Origin of the sequence: Pseudomonas sp. 2(2015) (assembly GCF_000955865.1) — a bacterium.
In the GTDB taxonomy this organism is placed as follows: Bacteria; Pseudomonadota; Gammaproteobacteria; order Pseudomonadales; family Pseudomonadaceae; genus Aquipseudomonas.
The window spans coordinates 56,765-77,052 of the sequence record NZ_JYOF01000004.1 but is presented as its reverse complement, the minus strand read 5'-3'; the positions used below and the strand labels follow the sequence as shown (position 1 = coordinate 77,052).

Sequence of the window (20,288 nt, the reverse complement as noted above, 5' to 3'; positions counted from 1 at the left end):
TCGCCGTTCGTCCCCTCCGGCCTGCGCTTCGGCACCCCGGCTGTGACCACTCGTGGCTTCAAAGAGGCCGAGTGTAAAGAACTGGCAGGCTGGATCTGCGACATCCTCGCCGACCTGAACAACGAAGCGGTGATCGACGCCGTTCGCGAGAAGGTCAAGGCCATCTGCGCCAAGCTGCCGGTATACGGCAACTAAGCTCAGTTGTGAGGTGAAAAAGCCCGGCTCTAGAGCCGGGCTTTTTTGTACCTGTAGGAGCGGGCTTGCCCCGCGATGCAATAGTGATCGCACCATCGCATCGCGGGGCAAGCCCGCTCCTACAGAGTCAAAGCCTCAAACCCTTCGCGAATCTTCGCCTCCGGCAAATCATCGGCAATAAACACCATCACACTTTCGCGCGCCTCGCCCTCTGCCCACTCACTGTCCCAGTCAAAGCCATAGAGCTTGAGCACGCCCTGGAACACCAGGCGCCGATCTTCGCCAGCAATGTTCAGCACGCCCTTGTAGCGCAGCAACTGCTTGCCGTGCTCTTCCAGCAACTGGTTCATGAAGTCGCTGAGGCGATCGATGTCCAGCGGTTTGTCGGTGCGCAACACCATGCTGGAGATCCGGTCGACACTCGGCGCCGCTACTACCGGTCGCACGTTCAGACTGGCATTGAGGTTGAAACCCCGCACATCGAGCAACTCGGCCAGATCGATCTTGCCGTGTTCCACCACCCGGATCGGCGCACGGCGGTTGATCCGCCCCAGGCGCTCGCTCAGGGCCTGGAAGCTGGCGGCGTCGACCAGATCGGTCTTGCTCACCAGCAGGCGGTCGGCAAAACCGACCTGGGCCTGGGCAATGGCCTGGGTCAGGTGCTGATCGGCGTGCGCGGCATCCACCAGGGTGATGATGCCGTCGAGGATGTAGCGCTCGCGCAGCTCTTCATCGATGAAGAAGGTTTGCGCCACCGGCGCCGGGTCGGCCAGGCCCGTGCATTCGATCACCAGCCGGTCGAAGGCGATCTCGCCGCTGTCCAGGCGCTCGAGCAGCAGGAACAGCGCCTTGGTCAGGTCGGTGTGGATACTGCAGCACACGCAGCCGTTGGCCAGGGTCATGACCTGCACCGGCTCGTCGCCGAGCAGTTGGGTATCGATGCCGGCATCGCTGAATTCGTTTTCGATCACGGCAATCTTCAGGCCGTGCTCGGCCTTGAGCAGGTGGCGCAGCAAGGTGGTCTTGCCGGCGCCGAGAAAGCCGCTGAGCACGGTAACGGGAATTGGAGGTAACAAACCGAATACTCCTGAACGCTGAAAATGACTGTGGGAGCCCGGCGCGAACCGGGCTCCCACAGCTTTGTCACTGGCCTTGCATGCCGCTTTTCAACAGCACTTTGGCCCACCCTTGCCGCCGTAACGTGCCTCCTGGCGTTCGCGGAAGAACTCCTCGTAGGTCATTACCGGCTTGTCCGGGTGCTTGGTCTGCATATGCTCGACGTAGTTGTCGTAGTCGGGCATGCCGACCATCAGGCGGGCTGCCTGCCCCAGGTACTTACCCAGTCGACCGAGATCGTTGAACATCACTGCATTCCTCTTGGGTTACGCATCCGGCAGGGCCTGGAACGGGGACTCTTTGTCAGTCCGCTCTTTTTTGCCCAGGGCAGCGATGCCGACCTTGAGGGCGAAGAACAGAATGCTGAAGACCACGAACAGGAACAGGCCGGTCAGGGCCGCGTTGGTGTAGGCGTTGAAGATCACGTGCTGCATCTGCCCGATGTCCTTGGCCGGGGCCAGCACCTGGCCGGCGTCGAGCGCGGCGCTGTACTTGTTGGCCAGGGCCAGGAAGCCAACCGCCGGGTTCGGGTCGAACAGCTTGATGAAGCCGGCGGTGGTGGTGCAGATCAGCAGCCATACCGCAGGCAGCAGGGTGACCCAGATGTAGCGCTGGCGCTTCATTTTGATCAGCACCACCGTGCCGAGCATCAGGGCGATACCGGCGAGCATCTGGTTGGAGATGCCGAACAGCGGCCACAAGGTGTTGATACCACCTAGCGGATCGATCACGCCCTGGTACAGCAGGTAACCCCAGAGCGCCACGCAACCGGCGGTGGCGAGCAGGTTGGCGCCCCACGATTCGGTGCGTTTGAGCGCAGGCACGAAGCTGCCCAGCAGGTCCTGGAGCATGAAGCGCCCGGCACGGGTACCGGCGTCCACCGCTGTGAGGATGAACAGCGCCTCGAACAGGATCGCGAAGTGGTACCAGAAGGCCATGGTGTTTTCACCCGGCAGCACCTGGTGAAGGATCTGCGCGATACCCACTGCCAGGGTCGGCGCACCGCCGGCACGGGCCAGGATGGTGTGCTCGCCGATGTCCTTGGCGACCGCTTCGAGGGCATCAGGGGTGATGGCAAAGCCCCAACTGCTGACGGTTTGCGCTACCGAGACGACATCAGAGCCGACCACCGCGGCCGGGCTGTTCATGGCGAAGTACACGCCTGGCTCGATCACCGAAGCGGCAACCATGGCCATGATCGCCACGAACGACTCCATGAGCATGCCGCCGTAGCCGATGTAGCGGGCGTTGACTTCGTTATCCAGCAGCTTGGGCGTGGTCCCCGAGGAGATCAGCGCATGGAAGCCCGATACCGCGCCACAGGCGATGGTAATGAACAGGAACGGGAACAGTGTGCCCTTCCACACCGGGCCGGTACCGTCGGTGAACTGGGTCAGCGCCGGCATTTTAAGCTCCGGGGCGATGATCAGGATGCCGATGGCCAGGCCAACGATGGTGCCGATCTTGAGGAAGGTCGACAGGTAGTCACGCGGCGCCAGCACCAGCCATACCGGCAGTACTGCGGCAACGAAACCGTAGCCCACCAGCATCCAGGTGATCTGCACGCCGGTGAAGGTGAACGCCGGGCCCCAGACCGGGTCGGCGGCAACCTGGCCCCCCAGCCAGATCGACAGCAACAGCAGCACCACGCCGATCAGCGAGATCTCGCCGATATGGCCCGGGCGGATGTAGCGCATGTAGATGCCCATGAACATCGCGATCGGGATGGTCGCCATCACCGTGAACATGCCCCACGGGCTCTCGGCCAGGGCCTTGACCACGATCAGCGCCAGCACCGCGAGGATGATGATCATGATCAGGAAGCAGCCGAACAGGGCGATGGTTCCCGGGATACGGCCCATTTCTTCACGGACCATGTCACCCAGCGAGCGGCCGTTGCGGCGGGTGGAGAGGAACAGGATCATGAAGTCCTGTACCGCACCGGCCAGCACCACCCCGGCAATCAGCCAGAGGGTACCGGGCAGGTAGCCCATCTGCGCCGCCAGCACAGGACCGACCAACGGGCCGGCGCCGGCAATCGCGGCGAAGTGGTGACCGAAAAGAATGTGTTTGTTGGTCGGCACGTAGTCCAGACCGTCGTTGTTGACCACCGCCGGGGTGGCCCGACGCGGGTCCAGCTGCATCACCTTGGTGGCGATGAACAGGCTGTAGTAGCGGTAGGCGACCAGGTAGATGGCCACCGAGGCGACGACGATCCACAAGGCGTTGATGGCCTCGCCACGACGCAGGGCGACCACACCCAGCGCACAGGCTCCTATGACTGCCAGCGCCAGCCACGGAATGTGGCGTAGCAGGCTATTATTGTTGTTCATGGTTTGCTTCCAGCTAGTGGATAAAAGACAGCCTTTCGAGTCTAGCGATACTGGCAGGAAAGGCCAGCCCCCACGTTGGTCTAGAGCCCTCCAGCGTGGTTGAACAAATCTCGTTATGCGCCCTTGCGCGGGCCTTGGCAAGTGCTGAGCTATAGTCAGGAAGAACCCCGGAGTGCCTGAACATGAGCGACCACCAAGAACGTCGACGTTTCAAACGCATTGCCTTCGACGCCCCCACCGAACTGGTGCAAGGCGAACACCGTTGGCAGGTCAGCCTGCTGGACATCTCCCTCAAGGGCATATTGATCGAATACCCCGAACCCTGGGACGCCGACCTCGAAGAGCTGTTCGATGCGGTGATTCACCTGGGTGAAGGCGCGCAGGTCGAGATGCAGGTGCAACTGCGCCATATCGATGAACAGCAGCTCGGCTTTATCTGCCTGCACATCGACCTGCCTTCGCTGGAGCATCTGTGCCGCCTGATCGAGCTAAATCTGGCCGATCGCACCGAACTGGAGCGCGAGTTCCACCAACTGATCGAAGTTTAGAAACTCTTAGCTTCCTACCTACCTTCCCCCAAATACCTTTCTTGTCCGTTTGGACAGCTTTATAGCCAGCCCCACGGTGCCCGCACGAGGCCCTGTGGCGCTGGCCTGTGGCTCTTGGAACAGAATCTGCATCCAGCCCTGAAGCCAAACCATGGGTAGGACTGTTCCTACGCAAATCTAAAAATTGTATACAATTGTTCTGGCATTAACGCGTAGGACTTGTCTACAGTAGCGCCACAACAATAAAACTGAGAACTTGCCCCATGAATACGTCCTCCCCTAGCACGTCTTCAGCCCAGCGTCCCGAAGACGAGAACCTGGGCCTTGGCGCCAACCTGGCTTATGGCCTGCAGCATGTTCTGACCATGTACGGCGGTATCGTCGCCGTGCCGTTGATCCTCGGCCAGGCGGCCGGCCTGGGCCCTGCCGACATCGGCCTGCTGATCGCCGCCTCGCTGTTTGCCGGTGGCCTCGCCACCCTGCTGCAAACCCTCGGCCTGCCGTGGTTCGGTTGCCAGCTGCCGCTGGTGCAGGGCGTGTCGTTCGCCGGTGTAGCAACCATGGGCGCAATTCTCAGCAGTGAAGGTGGCGGTGGCTTGCCCGGGGTACTGGGCGCGGTCATGGCGGCGTCGCTGATCGGCTTTCTGATTACCCCGGTGTTCTCGCGGATCACCAAGTTCTTCCCACCGCTGGTGACCGGCATCGTCATCACCACCATCGGCCTGACCCTGATGCCAGTGGCCGCGCGCTGGGTCATGGGCGGCAACAGCAAGGCCCCGGATTTCGGCAGCATGGCCAACATCGGCCTGGCCGGGCTGACCTTCGTCATCGTCCTGGTGCTGAGCAAGCTGGGCAGCGCGACTATCTCGCGGCTGTCGATCCTCCTGGCCATGGTCATCGGCACCCTGATCGCCTGGTCGCTGGGCATGGCTGATTTCAGCAAGGTCCTCGACGGCCCGCTGGTGGCGATGCCGACGCCGTTCCACTTCGGCATGCCGACCTTCCACATCGCCGCCATCCTGTCGATGTGCATCGTGATCATGGTGACCCTGGTGGAAACCTCGGCGGACATCCTCGCAGTCGGTGAAATCATCGACACCAAGGTCGACTCCAAACGCCTGGGCAACGGCCTGCGCGCCGACATGGCCTCGAGCATCCTGGCGCCGATCTTCGGCTCCTTCACCCAGAGCGCCTTCGCCCAGAACGTCGGCCTGGTGGCCGTGACCGGGGTCAAGAGCCGCTACGTGGTGGCCACCGGCGGGGTGATCCTGGTAGTGCTCGGCCTGCTGCCGATCATGGGCCGGGTGATTGCCGCGGTGCCGACCTCGGTACTCGGTGGCGCCGGCATCGTGCTGTTCGGAACCGTTGCCGCCAGCGGTATCCGCACCCTGTCCAAGGTCAGCTACAAGAACAACGTCAACCTGATCATCGTCGCCGCCTCCCTGGGCTTTGGCATGATCCCGATCGCTGCGCCGAACTTCTACGCGCAGTTCCCCAACTGGTTCGAGACCATCTTCCACTCCGGCATCAGCTCGGCAGCGATCATGGCTATCGTCCTCAACCTGGTGTTCAACCACTTCACCACCGGCAACTCCGACCAGCAGTCGGTGTTCGCTGCCGCTTACGAACGCACCATCCACTACTCGGACATCTCTGCCCTGCGCGATGGTGACTACTTCGAAGATGGCAAGCTGTTCAACGCCGAGGGCATAGAAGTGCCGGTGATGAGCGAGGGCGAGCATGGAGAACCGCCGGCGCGACGAGAGACGGTTTCGGAACACTGAATGAGTTAGCGGTTGAATCTTCGGGGCCGGTGCACATGCACCGGCCTTTTTGTTTCAGCGCGAAGCAAAGTAGCCATTCAATTGCTGCAAATCCTGCGGCTCCAGCACCCCGGCCAGATAACGTAACTGCAGCCAGGCGCGCAGGTAGTCGTAGCGCGCCTGGGCCAGGTCGCGGCGGGCGCTGTAGAGCTGCTGCTCGGCATCGAGCACGTCGAGGTTGACCCGCTCACCGCCGGCCACGCTTCTGCGCGTAGCGCTAATCAAGCCGCGGGCGGATTTGACTGCCAGTTCATAGGCACGGATCTTCGCCGTGCTGCTGGCGCAGAGATTGAATTGCTTGCGCAGCTGGTTGACGGTATCGGCGATCTGCCCGTCGAGGCTGAAACGCGCACTGTCACGCTCGGCAGCTGCCTGGCGGGTCGCGGCCGACACCCCGCCGCCGGCGAACAGCGGCAGGCTGATCTGGATGCCGATGCTGTCGGTGTCATAGCGCTGGTCGTAGCTGCTTTCCGAGCTTGAGCTGGATTTGCCGCTGCTGGCGTAGGCGCTCAACGTTGGCAGGTGACCGGCGCGCTGGCGCTCGACGGCGTAGTCGGCGGCAACCAGGGCGTGTCGTTGGGAGGCCAGCTCGGCGTTGTGGGCAACCGCCAGGTCGCGCCAGCTTTCAAAACCCAGGGGCTGCAAAGGTTGAACGCGAAATTCGCCACTCAAGGGCGCCAGGTCGGCGACTTCCAGCGGTTCGCCGATGATCGCCTGCAGGCTCCGCAAGGCCGCATCGAGGTTGTCGCTGGCTTCGATTTCCTGGGCCTGGGCCAGCTCGTAACGGGCCTGGGTTTCCAGCAGGTCGGTGCGGGTGCCCTCGCCGCCCTTGAGCAGGCGCCGGTTCAATTGCAGTTGCTCGGCATAAGCGCGCCGCTGGGCCTGGGCCAGGGCGATCTGTTCGTTGGCGAACAGTGCTTCGCTGTAGGCGGCGAACACCCGCACCGCCAGTTCCTGGCTGCGGCTGCGAAAGCGCTCGTCGGCCAACAGCGCCTTGGCCACGCCCTGGCGGTACTCGGCCCAGGCGCCATAGTCGAACAGCGGCTGTTGCAAGGTCAGGGTCGAGGAATAGCTGCGGTAGTCACGCTGGCTGGTGACGTTGCCGCGGGCGTTGGTCTGGGTCACTTCGGAGTCGTTGCGGGCATTGTTGTAGCGGTAGGACAGGTTCGGCAGCAGCGCCGCACGGCCAATGGCGCGGCTCTCAAGGCCGGCATCGCGTTCGGCGATGGCGGCATGGAAGACCGGATCGTTACGCACCGCCAGGGCATAGGCATCGCCCAGGTCGACGGCGGCGGCCGAAAGGCTGGCACCCAGCAACAACAGGCAGCACATCGCACGCATCGACATCATTCCTCCGCCAGGGCGACATGCACCCGGTCGGTCAAGGGCTTGAACAGATAATTGAGCATCGAGCGCTCGCCGGTACGCACGAAGGCTTGCACCGGCATGCCGGGGCGAATGTCCTGGCCGGCCAGTTGCTGCAAGCCGGCATCGCTGACCTTGGCGCGCACCTGGTAGTAAGGTTGCTGGGTTTGCTCATCGACCAGGCGATCGGCCGAGACCAGGGTCAGCTCGCCTTCCACCCGCGGAGTCTTGCTCTGGTTGAAGGCGACGAACATGATTTCTACCGGCAGGCCCGGATGCAGGCGATCGACCAGCTCCACCGGGGCGCGGGCATCGATCAGCAAGGGCGCGTCCCTCGGGACGATCTCCATCAGTTGCTGACCACGGGCAATCACCCCGCCATTGGTGAACACGCTCAGGCCCACCACCGTGCCGCTGGCCGGTGCGCGCAGCTGGGTGTTGGCCAGTTCGAAGGCGGCGCTGCGCAGGCGGTTGCCGAGGTCTTCAGCACTGGACTGCATGTCGCTCAGCTGCTGGCCGACTTCGCGCTGGTATTCCTGCTGACGTTGGGCCATGCGCAGTTTCAGCTCCAGGACCTGGCGGCGGCTGCGGCCGATATTGCCCAGGTCTTCGGAAATCGCGCCGTTGATCTGCGCGTACAGGCGTTCGCTGTCGAGCAGGCGGTTGCGCGGGATATAGCCGTCACGGGCCAGTTCGCGCAGGCCCTGCAATTGCTCGGCAAGCGCGGCGCGCTGTTCCTGCTTGTGGCTCATCGAGCCCTGCACGCCAGCGAGCATGGCCTCGGCGCCGGCGATGTTTTCGCGCAGGCCGGCCAGCTCCATGTCCAGCGACTGGCGGCGGCTGCTGCGCAAATGGCGCTGCAGTTCCAGGGCGGTGGCGACCCAGGGCTCGCTGGCCAGTGCCTGCAATTCGGCCGGGAAAGTGATGCTTTCCAAGCCGTCACGCTCAGCTTGCAGGCGCGCCTCGCTGGCCCGGGAGTTGACGTATTGCACCCGCAACGAATCATGCTGGGCCTGGGCCTGGGTGGCGTCCATCTGCACCAGCACCTGGCCGGCGCTGACGCTGTCGCCATCGTGCACCAGCAGGCGTTCGATAGTGCCGCCGGTGGGATGCTGCACCGCCTGGCGGCTGCCGGCGACCACCACGTTGCCCGCCACCGGCACGCCTTTGTCCAGCGGCGCCAGCGCTGCCCAGAGGATGAAACCGCCAAAGCCGCCGATCACCAGCCAGCGGCCCAGGCGGCTGTGACGGCGGGCATCGAGGCTCAGCAGGTTGTCGGGAATGGCTTGAGCGTGAAGCGACTGAGGGGCGGTCATGATCAGGATCTCGGGGTGCCATAGCTCATGCTGACGCTGGCCGCGCTGCGCAGCGCCGGAGTCGGAGCAGGCGTGGGAATGCCGGCTGGTTTGTGGCTGCGCTGCAAATCCTGCAGCACCCGCGCGGTCGGGCCGAAGGCCTGCATCTGGCTGTTCTGCAGCACCAGCAGCTTGTCTACTGCGGCCAGCAGGCTGGATTTGTGGGTAATCAGGATCAGCGTGCGCTGTTGCGCCTTGACCTGGCGGATCGCCTCGAGCAAGGCGCGTTCGCCGAAGTCATCGAGGTTGGAGTTGGGTTCATCGAGCACGATCAGTGCGGGTAGGCCGTATAGCGCCCGGGCCAGGCCGATGCGCTGGCGCTGGCCACCGGAGAGCCCCGCCCCGCCTTCACCAAGCTGGGTGTCATAGCCATTGGGCAGTTTCAGGATCAGCTCGTGGACACCGGCCAGTTGCGCAGCAGCCACCACCTGGTGTGAATCGACTTCACCCAAGCGGGCGATGTTCTCGGCAATGCTGCCGGCGAACAACTGCACGTCCTGGGGCAGGTAACCGATGTGCGCGCCGAGCAGGCCCTTGTCCCATTGCTGTAGCTCGGCGCCATCCAGACGCACCTTGCCGGCAGCCGGAGGCGCCGCGCCAACCAGCAAGCGCGCCAGGGTCGACTTGCCCGAGCCCGACGCACCAATGATGCCCAGGCTGTCGCCGGCCGCCAGTTCGAAGCCGAGGTTGGCCAGGCACGGCTTGCGCGTGCCCGGCTGCAGGGCGCTGAGTTGCTCCACCAGCAAGCGCCCGCTGGGTGCCGGCAACGGCATGCCGAGCGCACGCGGCGGTTGCTCGCTGAGCAAGCTGTGCAAGCGCTCATAGGCCTGGCGGGCCGAACCCCACTGGCGCCACACGGCAATCAATTGGTCGATTGGCGCCAGCACCCGGGCCATAAGGATGGAGCCGGCGATCATCATCCCCGGGGTAATCAGTTGCTCGATCGCCAGCCACGCGCCCAGGCCCAGCACCAGCGATTGCAGGGTCAGGCGCAGGCTCTTGGACACCGCAGTCACTGCCGCCGTGCGCTCGCTGCCCAGGTTCTGGCGCAGGAGAAAACCATGGTGCAAGCTGGCCCAGCGCTGGCGCACCGCCGCCAGCATGCCCATGGCTTCCATCACTTCGGCATTGCGCAGGTTGGCGCCAGCCTGTTGCCCGGCCTGCTGCGCCAACTGCCCGGCTTCGGCGAACGGTGCCTGAGTCAGGCGCTCGTTGACCCAGGCGAGAATCGTCAACAGCACCGCGCCCACCAGCGCCATCAAGCCCAGCCATGGGCTGAACAGAAACATCACCAACAGGTACACCGGGAACCACGGCGCATCGAAAAAGGCGAACAGCGCCTGGCCGGTGGCGAACTGGCGCAAGGTGGTCAGGTCGCTCAGCACCTGGTTCGCTGTACCCTTGTGGCCGGCCAGACTGGCTTGGTAAGCGGCCTCGAACACCCGCGGGTTCAAGCGCATGTCCATTTGCGTGCCAAGGCGGATCACCACCAGGCTGCGTACCCATTCCAGCAGGCCCATGAAGGCGAACAAGCCCAGCACCATCAGGCTGAGCATCAGCAGGGTCATCTCGTTGCCCGAGGACAGCACCCGGTCGTAGACCTGCAGCATGTACAGCGCCGGCGCCAGCATCAGCAAGTTGATCACCGCAGTGAACAGGCCGATGTTGGCAAAGCCGGCGCGGCAGGCCTTGAGCGCCTGCAACACTTCGTTGGCAGGGCGGGAGCGGGTGGCTTTCATGAACGTCCTCGACAGGGCAAGCCTGCGGGCGATTGACCTCGCCGGCGCAGGCTCGCAGAATTCGCACCACCGCCACCTGGGCCCGGCAAAGACGCAGGCGGCGGGGTAAGCAAGCAGCGAATGGAGGAGTGATCTTCCATTCGCTTTTTTTTACCTGGGGTCAGGCGGCCAGGGCGAAGTCTTCAGCCAGGGCCTGGACACCCACGACATCGGCCGAGGCCACGCTCAGCGGGCCGGCAGCCAACGCAGCACTGACCACGTCGAAGCTGTCGTCGGTAGACACGCCGTAGCCGGCCAGCAGGTTGTCCAGCACGCCTTCCAGGGCCGAGGTGTTGCCCTGCATCAGGCCGTAGATCACGCTCTGTACTTCGTTGCCGGCACGACCGGCGCCCAGCGCGGCGTCCAGGTCCAGGCCGTTGAAGCTGACCACGTAGTTGCTCAGGGTGAAGTCGCTACCGCTACCGCCGCCCAGCACCTGGCCCAGGGAAACGTTGTCCAGTTCGCCCCACAGGTAGTGGTTGAGGTTGTCACCGGCTGGCAGGCCGCGGTCGAACACATAGTGCAGACCATTGGCAGTGTTGCTGTCGGCGATGAATGCGTAGTCGGAGCCCTGGCTACCATGGGTAGCGTACTGGTCGCCGCTCAGGCTGCCGTTGCTGAAGCCGCCGGTATTGCTTTGTCCATGACCTGCAGTGACGAAGCCCGAAGTCCAGAACGCCAGGTAGTCATCGATCGACGAGCTGGAGAAGGCGGCATCGTAAGTAACGGAAAGAGTCATAACGGTTCCTCGTTGCATTGCATGATTGCGAAGGCGTATTCCCTGCCTTCGTGTCGCCCGACATGGGCAAACCCGGTGTGGATCAGAATTTGTATTCGAGCATCCCGCTCAAGGTCCGGCCGCGGGCCAGCGACAGGTTGTCGGTGTCGCCCATGGCCACGAAGTAGGCTTCGTCGGTGGCGTTCTCCAGCGACAGCGCGAGGTTCAGGCTCGGCGTCATCCAGTAGCTGGCGTACAGGTCGTAGACCTTGTATTTGGGCCACTGCGCCTGGTCGATCAGGCGGTAGCCGTGGTCGTTGAGGTTCTCACCATTGCCCTTGCTGTAACGCAGGCGGGCGCCGACATCGAGGGTGCGGTCAAGAAAGCGCATGCCGACCGTCAGCGAGCCGCGATCTGCCGGCATGTAGCTGGCGTTGCCCATGATGTGACCGCAGCTGACTGTCTGATCGAGGTCGGCAGCGTCCTCGGCCCGCGAAACGCGCACTGGCAACATGATCACGCGGCTGCCGACCCGCACCGGGCGCAGCACCGTCCCGGCGCTGACCAGGCGCTGCCCTCCCCCCATGTACAACTGCTTGGAGCAGAAATCGTTGCTGCCAATCATGTGGGTATAACTGAGCTGGCTGTAGTAACGCCCGGCGTCGTAGTCGAGGCTGTATTCGACCCCGCGAAAACGCGTCTGCTCCAGGTTGTTCTGATAGGCCGAGCGCCCGAGTGAAGTCCCCAGTGCAGAGGCGCCGGGCACATCGGCGTTGACATCCATGAACGAGAAATTGTCGATGCGGGTGTCGAAATAGGCGACCTTGGCGCCAAAGCGATCACCTTCCTGCAGCAGCGACTCCTTGAACAGGTTCACCCCCAGTTCCCAGTTGTGCGACTCCTCGGGCTTGAGGAAGGGGTTGGGATAGAGCATCTCGCTACCGCCACCATGGGGACGACCGCTCATGAATACTTCAGTCACTGACGGCGGACGCCAGCCACGTCCCCAGCGGGTGTAGACCTGCATCCAGTCGACACCGGGCTTCAGCGCAATGCCGAAGGTGGGCGAGAAACGGCCCTGCTCCTGTTCTTCGTCAAAGATCAGGTGAGTCTGCACGCGTTGAAGGTTTTCACCCGTGACACCCCTTGGGTACATCCAGGTGGTGATGCCGGTTTCGCCGGTGAGGCGGTAACGGTCGTAGCGCAATCCGGCATCGACCGTCAGCCAGTCGCCATGCTCGTACTGCACATCGCCGAACAGGCTGGCCATGATGCGCTTGCCTTCAGGCGTGGCCCCCTGAACGTAAGGCAAAGCCTGTTCGTTGAGTGCCGGGACCCGATCGGTTTTCGGTTTGAAGCGATCCTGGAAGAATTCGGTGCCGTAGTTAAAGGTGAGCTTGTCGGCGTCCCCCAAATAGAAGCGCGAAGTATTTTCCAGTTGCAGGCCCCAGGTATCGGTCTGAAAACGATCGTCATACGCCTCGACGCGGTTGTTGCTGCTGGCCGAGGCGTCATTACCGGCGTTCCAGCGATCCTGGCGGGTCGAAACGAAATACAGCTTGGCTTTCAGATCGACCAGGTCGTTGTCCGGGCTGTAGCTGTAGTCGAGCGAGGCGTTGCGGGCGTTGAAATCACTGCTGCCGGTGCGCTTGTAATAGAACTGCCGAGTCTGATTGTCGTAATAGGTCCAGGCGTCTTTGCTGTCCGTGTCGGTTTCCATGTAGTTGAGCTGCAGGCGCTGGTCGTTGGGCAGGTTCAGGCCCAGCTTGAGCAGTTGCGAGCGCGTGACGCTACCGGTCTCGCCGACCTCGGAGTGCAGCCAGTCCTTCCAGGCTTCGGGGTAGCTGGTCTTGCCGCGGATCTGGGTGCCGAGGTTGTCAGCGTTGTTGGTGCCGGCGCGGTAATCACCGAAGTGCCGCTCACTGACGCCCAGCAGTACATCGCCTAGCTCATTGCCGAAGGCAAACAATGCGCTGCCATTGAAGTTTGTGCCATTGCCCAGCTCACCGATGCCGTTGCCGGCGCGCAGGCGGCCACCGTACTCCTTGTCGGGGCCGAGAAAATCACGGGCCTGGACCGTGTTGAAGCTGGCAATACCGCCAATAACACCAGCACCGCCCATGCCCGCCTGGGTACCTTTTTCGATCTCGATGGAGCTGATGAACTCCGGGTCGATGAACATCACCCCGTTGCGCTGCTGATGGCCGTTGACGTTGAAGTTCTGGCGCATGCCGTCGATGTTCATGTTGACCCGGCCATAGTCCTGCACGCCGCGGATGTTCACCGACAGCCCCGGATCGCGCTGGTTGACCGCGGTGTAGACGCCGGCGGTTTCTTCGAGCATGTCAGCGGCGTGGCGCGGTGGGCGCTTGTCGATCTGCTCGCGGGTGATGACGCTGACCGAACGCGGCGTCTGGTAGACCCAGTCGGCATCGCTGTTGGAGTCGACATGGGTGGTACCCAGCTCGAGGGTCTGGCCATCATCACTGACCCGCTCCAGGCCGACCCGGTCAGTGCCGCTGAAGCGATAGCGCACGGGCGAACCGCGCAACAACAGGCCTAGCCCTTGCTGAGCCGAGTGCTCGCCGCGCAAACCCTCACTGCGCAGGCCAGCCAGTTTGCGGCTGTCGAAAAACACCTGGACCCCAGCCTGTTCGGCGAAGGCCAGCACGGCGCTGTCCAGCGCCTGGGCGGGAATGTCAAAGCGGATCAGGGCAGTAGTTTGGCTCGGGTGAGCGGGCTCGGCGGCCTGCACGCTACCGATCCCCATCGGCAAGGTCCAGGCCGCCAGCATCAGGCTGCTGGCAAGGGCTACCCGACCGAACGGCCGGGTGCGTCGTTGTTGTTGATTGCTCACGTCTGTTGCTCGCTGTGTTGGCGTTTTCTAGTAATGAAAATCAATCTCAACAAACAGACGTGCAACGCGGGAAAAGTCAGTAACGAAAATTCAAAAGAATTTCAGGGTGCTTGTTTCAGACGCCGCAGGTGAGCGCCGACAGCCCTTGTTGGCGGGCCTTGTCGCTGGTTTCGATGATCGATGCGGTGACCGCGACCTCATCACCACTGGCCGACATGTCACCGTCTTCGGCCACGCGGTAGCCCAGTTGGCGAAACAGCGAACGCACCTGCTCGGGCGGCGCATCAAAGTAGATCCCGTGCCATTCATAGCCGATGAACACCGCTGTGACCTTGATGCCGTGGAAGGGCAGATCGACCGGGTAGCTCACCTCCTCTTCCTGCGCCTGGGCAGGCAACGCCTGACGTTTGGCGATGGCCTTGTCGTAGTACGGCTCAAGCTTTGCGCCGAACTCGCACGTAGCGGGATCGAATTGCACCAGGTCGTCGGCCGCCAGCACGTGAGTGCTGGACACTCCGAGCAGCAAGGCGCCACAGATGGATGAAGCAACACACGCGAGAAAACCACTGGCCATATCCCTGCCTTGAGATCGTTGTCAAAACGCCAGTTTCGTGGAAAACAGCGCGACCGACAATCGCCGGCGCAGCGATCAATAGATCAGCGTCAGCCCGGGCAGGTCGAGGCGGCTGGCCTTGAGCTCTTCAGTCAGCATGGCCAGCGCGGCATCGAGGTTATCCAGGCGAAACATGCCGCTGACCTCACGCCGGGCCAGGGCCTGGTCGCTGATCAGCACATGACCGCTGCGATAGCGATTGAGCTGTGCGGCCACCTCGGCCAGCGGTTCGCGCTCGAACACCAGCACGCCGCGCTGCCAGGCGCTGGCGCGACGCACGTCCTGCTCAGGCCATGGGCGAATGCCATGGGCGGCGTCGTAGCGCAGGCTTTGGCCTTCCTTGAGCACCTGCTCGGAACTGCCCGCTTGCGGGGTGGCCTGCAAGGTCACGGCGACACTGTGTTCGAGCATGCCGACCCAGGTGCCGCCGTCAGGCTCGGGGCCCACCACGAAACGCGTGCCCAGGGCGCGACTGCTGCCCCCTGCCCGCTCGACCACAAAGGGCCGTTGTTCAGCGCCAGAAACCGCTGCAACGGTGAACACTGCTTCACCGGCCAACAGGCGCACGCGGCGCTCACTGTCGTTATAGGCCAGCTCGATGCCACTCTGGCTGTCGAGGTCGACCTGGCTGCCATCGGGCAGCGTCACCTGGCGCACCTCACCCTTGGCCGTGGCGTAGTCGGCGCGCAATGCCAGCGCCAAGTTCGGCGCCTGCTCCACGCCCACTACCGCCAGCACCAGCAGCGCCGCCGTACTCAGCGCCCAGCGCAGGCGTGAACGGCGCCGACGCCCGGCCAGTGGCCGAGCCAGCGCCGGGGCTGCCATTGGCGCGGACGGGTGCATGCGCCCAAGACGGCCGAGATCAGCCCAGGTCGCCTGGGCAAAATCCAGCGCCTGGGCATGGCGCGGATCACAGGCCAGCCAGCGCGCCAGCGCCTGCGTCTGCTCGGGGTTCAACGGGCCGGCGCAGCGCAGCACCGCCCACTCGGCGGCCTGCTCGCGAATGGCTTGCTCTGGCGAGTTCTGGCTGGTCACACGGTTCTCTCGAATTCTGGTTATGTGAGTGCTGACGTCTGAAGGCGCATTTCCCAGTAAACCGTTCGTCATCCTGGTTCCTGCAGACACTGCATCACATAGGCCAGGGCCTTGGCCAGATGCTTCTGTACCGAGCTGTCGGAAATATCCAGCGCCCGCGCCACCTCTGCGTGGGTCATGCCCTCAAGGCGGTTCAGACGAAACACTTCCTGGGTGCGTGGCGGCAAGTCGGCCAGGGCCCGGCGCAGGCGGCGCATGTGCTGCTCGGTGGCGGCGTTTTCGTCCAGGCCCGGGCTGTCTTCGACGATGGTTTCCAGTGCTTCGTGGGGCACCGAGTCGGTCTTGCGCCGTTGCTGCTGGCGCACATGATCGATCATCAGGTTGTGCGCGGTGCGATACAGGTAGGCCGGGGTGTTGTCGATTCGTTCGCGGCCCTGTTGCTCGGCCAGGCGCAGGAAACTTTCCTGCACCAGGTCGGCAGCCAGCTGCGGGTCACGCACCTTGCGCGTCAGCAACCCCTGCAAGGTTTTCGCGTGCTTGAGGAACAGCCGCTTCAAGTCGGACTCCGCCACGCGAACTCCCTGTGGATGGCCGGAAAGAAGGCGGTATGCTACTCGTTAGTGAGAATCAGTTGCAACTTCACCCCGGCACGCCTTGCACGTGCCGGGATGCGAAGATCACTCGAACAGCGCGTCCAGCGCCTGTTCAAGGCGGGTCACGGCAATCACCTGCAGCCCAGGCGGCGCTTCCTTCGGGGCGTTGCCCTTGGGCACAATGGCGCGCTTGAAGCCATGCTTGGCCGCTTCCTTCAAACGCTCCTGGCCGCTCGGCACCGGGCGCACTTCGCCAGACAAGCCAACCTCGCCAAACACCAGCAGGCCGTTGTCCAGCGGACGGTTGCGCAGGCTGGACATGATCGCCGCCATCAGCGCCAGGTCGGAGGCCGTCTCCAGCACCTTGACCCCGCCGACCACGTTGAGGAACACGTCCTGGTCATGGGTAGGGATGCCGCCATGGCGATGCAGCACCGCCAGCAGCATGGCCAGGCGGTTCTGGTCCAGGCCCAGGGTGACCCGCCGCGGGTTGGACAGGTGGCTGTCGTCGACCAGGGCCTGAACCTCCACCAGCATCGGCCGAGTACCTTCCCAGGTGGCCATGACCACGCTGCCCGGTACTTCTTCCTGGGCACGCGTAAGAAAGATCGCCGAGGGGTTGGAGACTTCCTTCAGGCCACGGTCGGTCATGCCGAACACGCCCAGCTCGTTGACCGCGCCAAAACGGTTTTTCACCGCGCGCAGCAAACGCAAGCGGCCGTCGGATTCGCCCTCGAAATACAGCACGGTATCGACCATGTGCTCGAGCACCCGTGGCCCGGCCAGCGCGCCTTCCTTGGTCACGTGACCGACCAGGAAGATCGCCGTGCCGCTCTGCTTGGCATAACGCACCAGCAAGGCTGCGCTTTCGCGCACCTGGGAAACACCGCCAGGCGCCGACTGCAACTGCTCGGTGAAGATGGTCTGGATCGAGTCGATGACCATCACCTTGGGCTTCTCCAGCCGGGCGGTGGCGATGATGGTCTCGATACAGGTTTCGGTCATCACCCGCAGCTTGTCCTGGGGCAGGCCCAGGCGCCGGGCGCGCATCGCCACCTGCTGCTGGGACTCTTCGCCGGTGACGTACAGCGCCGGCATGCGCGTGGCGATGTTGCACAGGGTTTGCAGGAGAATGGTCGACTTGCCGATGCCCGGATCACCACCGATCAGCACCACCGAACCGTCGACCAGGCCGCCGCCGAGTACCCGGTCGAGTTCGGCACTGGCGGTAGTGAAGCGCGGGATTTCCTCGACACTGACTTCGGCCAGGGTCTTGATCTGCGCCTGCTGCCCGGCCCAGCCGGTGCGCCCGCTCGGTGCTGCGGCCGCGCCACTCTCTAGCACGGTCTCGACCAGGGTGTTCCAGGCGCCGCATTCAGCGCATTGCCCGGCCCATTTCGGAAAGGTCGCGCCGCACTCGGTGCAGCCGTACATGCGCTTGGCCTTGGCCATGGGGACGGTCCTCTGGAAAAAGGCACCATCATAGCCGACCTCGGGTGCCCCGGCGGGCAGAGAAAACGACAAAACTATTCGGTATAACCGCAGTCTGTTGCAGCAGCGCGGAGCATGAAGCGCATAGCTGAATTACACTGCGTTTACCCAACTCATCTGTTACAAGGAATAAACCATGGGCGTGCTCAATGAATTCAAGGCCTTCGCGGTCAAAGGGAATGTCGTCGATATGGCCGTCGGTATCATTATCGGCGCCGCCTTTGGCAAAATCGTTTCATCTTTTGTAGGTGACGTGATCATGCCTCCGATCGGTTTGCTGATCGGCGGCGTCGATTTCAGCGACCTGGCGGTCACCCTCAAGGCCGCTGAAGGCGACATACCGGCGGTGGTGCTGGCCTACGGCAAATTCATTCAGACTATCCTCGACTTCATCATCGTCGCCTTCGCGATTTTCATGGGCGTCAAGGTCATCAACCGCCTGAAACGCGAAGAAGCCGCCGCGCCGACCCTGCCGCCGGTGCCGACCAAAGAAGAAGAGCTGCTCACCGAAATTCGCGACCTGCTCAAGTCGCAGAATCAGCAACCCAGAGATCCCGTATAAAAAAACGGCGCCTGCGGGCGCCGTTTTCGTTGCTGCTTACCAATAAGTCTCGACGGCCACCTGGCCGGGTCGCCGGCTCAGGCTCAGGTTCATGTCGCGCTGCTTGAGCACTTTGCGGGTGTCGTCGATCATCTGCGGGTTGCCACAGAGCATTACCCGCGAATGTTCCGGAGTCAGCGCCAGGCCCGCCGCGCGTTCAAGCTCGCCGTTCTCGATCAGGGTGGTAATGCGCTGGTTCAGCACTCCCGGATGCTGCTCGCGGGTGACGATCGGGATGAACTGCAGCTTGCCGGCGTACTCGGCCAGGTAGTCGCGCTGCTCCAGGCCGGCGATCAAATCCAGGTACGCCAGCTCGCGGGCCTCGCGCACCGAATAAACCAGTTTGATCGACTCGAATCGCTCCCACACTTCGAAGTCCTGGAGGATCGACAGGAATGGCGCGATACCGGTGCCGGTCGCCAGCAGCCAGAGGTCGCGGCCATCAACGAAGCGGTCGAGGGTCAGGTAACCGAAGGCCTGGCGATCGATCAACAGGCTGTCGCCGGCGCCCAGGCGGCTCAGCTCACTGGTGAATTCGCCGCCCGGCACTACGATGGAAAAGAAATCCAGATGCTCGTCGAACGGTGAGGAAACCATCGAATAGGCGCGCCAGACCACACTACCGTCTGCCTTGGTCACTCCAAGACGGGCGAACTGCCCGGCACGAAAACGAAAGCCCTGGTCGCGGCTGGTCCGCAGGCTGAACAGGCTGGGGGTCAGCGGCTGGACGTCGAGCAGCGTCTGGCGGGTGAACTTTTCAGCACTGGCAGTCATGGCTTGCTCCAAAAAACAGATGCCCCAGTGTCGCGCAAACGCCGAGGGATAAACACCGTTGGTTTGTTGTGGCATCCGCCGTCGTTGAGAAGAATGGATTCGAAATAAATTATTACATTTAGATAGTGGCACACAGTCACTTCCTGCACTCAAAAAACAGGGTGTTCATCTACTCGATAGTGGCTTTGCAACATCAAAAAGATATCAAGTTTTTCATTCGTAACTGGCAAAGAACAGCCCTGCCAAAATGTTCACATTTCTATAGCCAAAAAACCCAACAAAACCGTGGGACATTTCCTACACTACGTTGCACCTCGCCAGATCTTGGATCCACCCCATTGAGATCCCCATCATGCCGCATTGGAAAGAACAGCAACTCGAGCAGTTGCTAGCCGAAACCAACGAACAACGGATGTTTGACCTCGCGGTTTCCCTGGCCCAGCAACTGGGCATGGAGTACCTGTGTTTCGGCATGCGCGTGCAGATCGCCACTTTCGCGCCGCAAATGCGATTCTTCAACAACTATCCCGACGCCTGGAACGAACGCTACCAACGTTGCAACTACGTGGACATCGATCCCACCGTCGCCCATTGCCACCACTCCCTGATGCCGTTGCTGTGGTGCGATGATGTGTTCCGAGAGACACCGGAATTTCGCGAAGAGGCAAAATCCTTCGGCTTGCGCCACGGCTGGAGCCAGTCGGCCCACGACATGCGTCACAACGAAAGCATCCTCAGCATCGCCCGCAGCCAGGGCGCAATCAATCTAGACGAACTCTATGACAAGGCCGGCCAGACCATCTGGCTGTGCAACCTGCTGCACACGCTGATGATTGACCGCCAACCCGGGCAAGCAACCCCGGCGTACAACCTTTCGGAGCGGGAAACCGAAGTGCTCAAATGGTCGGCCGCCGGCAAGACCGCCGCCGACATCGCCTGCATCCTTTCGCTGTCACAGAGCACGGTGAACTTTCACATCCGCAGCATCATCAACAAAACCAACGCCAGCAACAAAGCCGGCGCAATCGCCATTGCGGCGATGCGTGGCCTGATCTGAGCCAACGCCCCCGTACCTTCGCAAAGCACGGTAGAA

General features: G+C 62.8%; 17 protein-coding genes and 1 pseudogene. 5 read left to right on the top strand and 13 right to left on the bottom strand.

Features of this window, described 5'->3' with window-relative positions; all coding sequences use genetic code 11:
- Positions 1-195 (top strand): annotated as a pseudogene (gene glyA / locus UB48_RS28170) (serine hydroxymethyltransferase); the annotation flags it as partial.
- Between the two features lie 119 nt (positions 196-314).
- Here glyA and yjiA read toward each other — a convergent pair.
- The 3 genes from yjiA to UB48_RS08470 form a co-directional block, all read right to left on the bottom strand.
- Positions 315-1,271, bottom strand: a complete 957-nt coding sequence (gene yjiA, locus UB48_RS08480) for a GTPase (protein ID WP_045195918.1) — start codon at positions 1,269-1,271, stop codon at positions 315-317.
- A 90-nt stretch (positions 1,272-1,361) separates the two neighbouring features.
- Complete coding sequence (locus UB48_RS08475) at positions 1,362-1,559, bottom strand: YbdD/YjiX family protein (RefSeq protein WP_010226397.1); 198 nt, start codon at positions 1,557-1,559, stop codon at positions 1,362-1,364.
- 18 nt (positions 1,560-1,577) lie between these two features.
- Positions 1,578-3,644 carry a carbon starvation CstA family protein gene (locus UB48_RS08470; RefSeq protein WP_045195915.1) on the bottom strand — a complete coding sequence of 689 codons (2,067 nt, stop codon included), beginning with the start codon at positions 3,642-3,644 and terminating at the stop codon, positions 1,578-1,580.
- Between the two features lie 182 nt (positions 3,645-3,826).
- Here UB48_RS08470 and UB48_RS08465 point away from each other — a divergent pair, with 182 nt between their 5' ends.
- Both UB48_RS08465 and UB48_RS08460 read left to right on the top strand, forming a co-directional pair.
- Positions 3,827-4,192, top strand: a complete 366-nt coding sequence (locus UB48_RS08465) for a PilZ domain-containing protein (protein WP_045195914.1) — start codon at positions 3,827-3,829, stop codon at positions 4,190-4,192.
- A gap of 263 nt (positions 4,193-4,455) precedes the next feature.
- Complete coding sequence (locus UB48_RS08460) at positions 4,456-5,976, top strand: nucleobase:cation symporter-2 family protein (RefSeq protein WP_045195912.1); 1,521 nt, start codon at positions 4,456-4,458, stop codon at positions 5,974-5,976.
- 54 nt (positions 5,977-6,030) lie between these two features.
- Here the strand turns inward: UB48_RS08460 and UB48_RS08455 are convergent, their stop codons facing one another.
- The 9 genes from UB48_RS08455 to radA all read right to left on the bottom strand — a co-directional run bounded on the left by UB48_RS08455 (position 6,031) and on the right by radA (position 17,781).
- Positions 6,031-7,356: a TolC family outer membrane protein gene (locus tag UB48_RS08455; RefSeq protein ID WP_045196572.1), complete on the bottom strand. Its 1,326-nt coding sequence runs from the start codon at positions 7,354-7,356 to the stop codon at positions 6,031-6,033.
- Between the two features lie 5 nt (positions 7,357-7,361).
- Positions 7,362-8,696, bottom strand: coding sequence for an HlyD family type I secretion periplasmic adaptor subunit (locus tag UB48_RS08450; protein ID WP_045195910.1), 1,335 nt, complete (start codon positions 8,694-8,696; stop codon positions 7,362-7,364).
- A gap of 2 nt (positions 8,697-8,698) precedes the next feature.
- Positions 8,699-10,474, bottom strand: a complete 1,776-nt coding sequence (locus UB48_RS08445; RefSeq protein WP_045195908.1) for a type I secretion system permease/ATPase — start codon at positions 10,472-10,474, stop codon at positions 8,699-8,701.
- Between the two features lie 160 nt (positions 10,475-10,634).
- Positions 10,635-11,252: a heme acquisition protein HasA gene (locus tag UB48_RS08440; RefSeq protein ID WP_045195906.1), complete on the bottom strand. Its 618-nt coding sequence runs from the start codon at positions 11,250-11,252 to the stop codon at positions 10,635-10,637.
- 82 nt (positions 11,253-11,334) lie between these two features.
- On the bottom strand, positions 11,335-14,088 hold the full coding sequence (locus tag UB48_RS08435; protein ID WP_306764616.1) for a TonB-dependent receptor: 2,754 nt from the start codon (positions 14,086-14,088) through the stop codon (positions 11,335-11,337).
- A gap of 115 nt (positions 14,089-14,203) precedes the next feature.
- A complete protein-coding gene (locus UB48_RS08430) occupies positions 14,204-14,662 on the bottom strand; it encodes a hypothetical protein (RefSeq protein WP_143013313.1) in 459 nt (152 codons plus the stop codon).
- A gap of 75 nt (positions 14,663-14,737) precedes the next feature.
- Positions 14,738-15,736, bottom strand: a complete 999-nt coding sequence (locus tag UB48_RS08425; RefSeq protein ID WP_045195902.1) for a FecR domain-containing protein — start codon at positions 15,734-15,736, stop codon at positions 14,738-14,740.
- A gap of 68 nt (positions 15,737-15,804) precedes the next feature.
- Positions 15,805-16,308, bottom strand: a complete 504-nt coding sequence (locus tag UB48_RS08420; RefSeq protein WP_045195901.1) for an RNA polymerase sigma factor — start codon at positions 16,306-16,308, stop codon at positions 15,805-15,807.
- Between the two features lie 105 nt (positions 16,309-16,413).
- Positions 16,414-17,781, bottom strand: coding sequence for a DNA repair protein RadA (radA, locus tag UB48_RS08415; protein ID WP_045195900.1), 1,368 nt, complete (start codon positions 17,779-17,781; stop codon positions 16,414-16,416).
- A gap of 175 nt (positions 17,782-17,956) precedes the next feature.
- On the opposite strand from radA, the gene mscL reads away from it, so the two are divergent.
- Positions 17,957-18,382 carry a large-conductance mechanosensitive channel protein MscL gene (gene mscL / locus UB48_RS08410; RefSeq protein WP_045195899.1) on the top strand — a complete coding sequence of 142 codons (426 nt, stop codon included), beginning with the start codon at positions 17,957-17,959 and terminating at the stop codon, positions 18,380-18,382.
- A gap of 36 nt (positions 18,383-18,418) precedes the next feature.
- Here the strand turns inward: mscL and UB48_RS08405 are convergent, their stop codons facing one another.
- A complete protein-coding gene (locus UB48_RS08405; RefSeq protein WP_045195897.1) occupies positions 18,419-19,195 on the bottom strand; it encodes a ferredoxin--NADP reductase in 777 nt (258 codons plus the stop codon).
- A 352-nt stretch (positions 19,196-19,547) separates the two neighbouring features.
- Here UB48_RS08405 and UB48_RS08400 point away from each other — a divergent pair, with 352 nt between their 5' ends.
- Positions 19,548-20,252, top strand: coding sequence for an autoinducer binding domain-containing protein (locus UB48_RS08400; protein WP_045195895.1), 705 nt, complete (start codon positions 19,548-19,550; stop codon positions 20,250-20,252).
- Positions 20,253-20,288 lie beyond the last annotated feature (36 nt).

Bases quoted from the DNA above. Each gene is read 5' to 3' on its own strand.
- UB48_RS08470 (WP_045195915.1), bottom strand. From the start codon at position 3,644: ATGAACAACAATAATAGCCTGCTACGCCACATTCCGTGGCTGGCGCTG.
- UB48_RS08405 (WP_045195897.1), bottom strand. From the start codon at position 19,195: ATGACTGCCAGTGCTGAAAAGTTCACCCGCCAGACGCTGCTCGACGTC.
- UB48_RS08475 (WP_010226397.1), bottom strand. From the start codon at position 1,559: ATGTTCAACGATCTCGGTCGACTGGGTAAGTACCTGGGGCAGGCAGCC.
- UB48_RS08450 (WP_045195910.1), bottom strand. From the start codon at position 8,696: ATGACCGCCCCTCAGTCGCTTCACGCTCAAGCCATTCCCGACAACCTG.
- UB48_RS08445 (WP_045195908.1), bottom strand. From the start codon at position 10,474: ATGAAAGCCACCCGCTCCCGCCCTGCCAACGAAGTGTTGCAGGCGCTC.
- UB48_RS08465 (WP_045195914.1), top strand. From the start codon at position 3,827: ATGAGCGACCACCAAGAACGTCGACGTTTCAAACGCATTGCCTTCGAC.
- UB48_RS08440 (WP_045195906.1), bottom strand. From the start codon at position 11,252: ATGACTCTTTCCGTTACTTACGATGCCGCCTTCTCCAGCTCGTCGATC.
- UB48_RS08430 (WP_143013313.1), bottom strand. From the start codon at position 14,662: ATGGCCAGTGGTTTTCTCGCGTGTGTTGCTTCATCCATCTGTGGCGCC.
- UB48_RS08400 (WP_045195895.1), top strand. From the start codon at position 19,548: ATGCCGCATTGGAAAGAACAGCAACTCGAGCAGTTGCTAGCCGAAACC.
- radA (WP_045195900.1), bottom strand. From the start codon at position 17,781: ATGGCCAAGGCCAAGCGCATGTACGGCTGCACCGAGTGCGGCGCGACC.
- UB48_RS08460 (WP_045195912.1), top strand. From the start codon at position 4,456: ATGAATACGTCCTCCCCTAGCACGTCTTCAGCCCAGCGTCCCGAAGAC.
- mscL (WP_045195899.1), top strand. From the start codon at position 17,957: ATGGGCGTGCTCAATGAATTCAAGGCCTTCGCGGTCAAAGGGAATGTC.
- UB48_RS08455 (WP_045196572.1), bottom strand. From the start codon at position 7,356: ATGCGTGCGATGTGCTGCCTGTTGTTGCTGGGTGCCAGCCTTTCGGCC.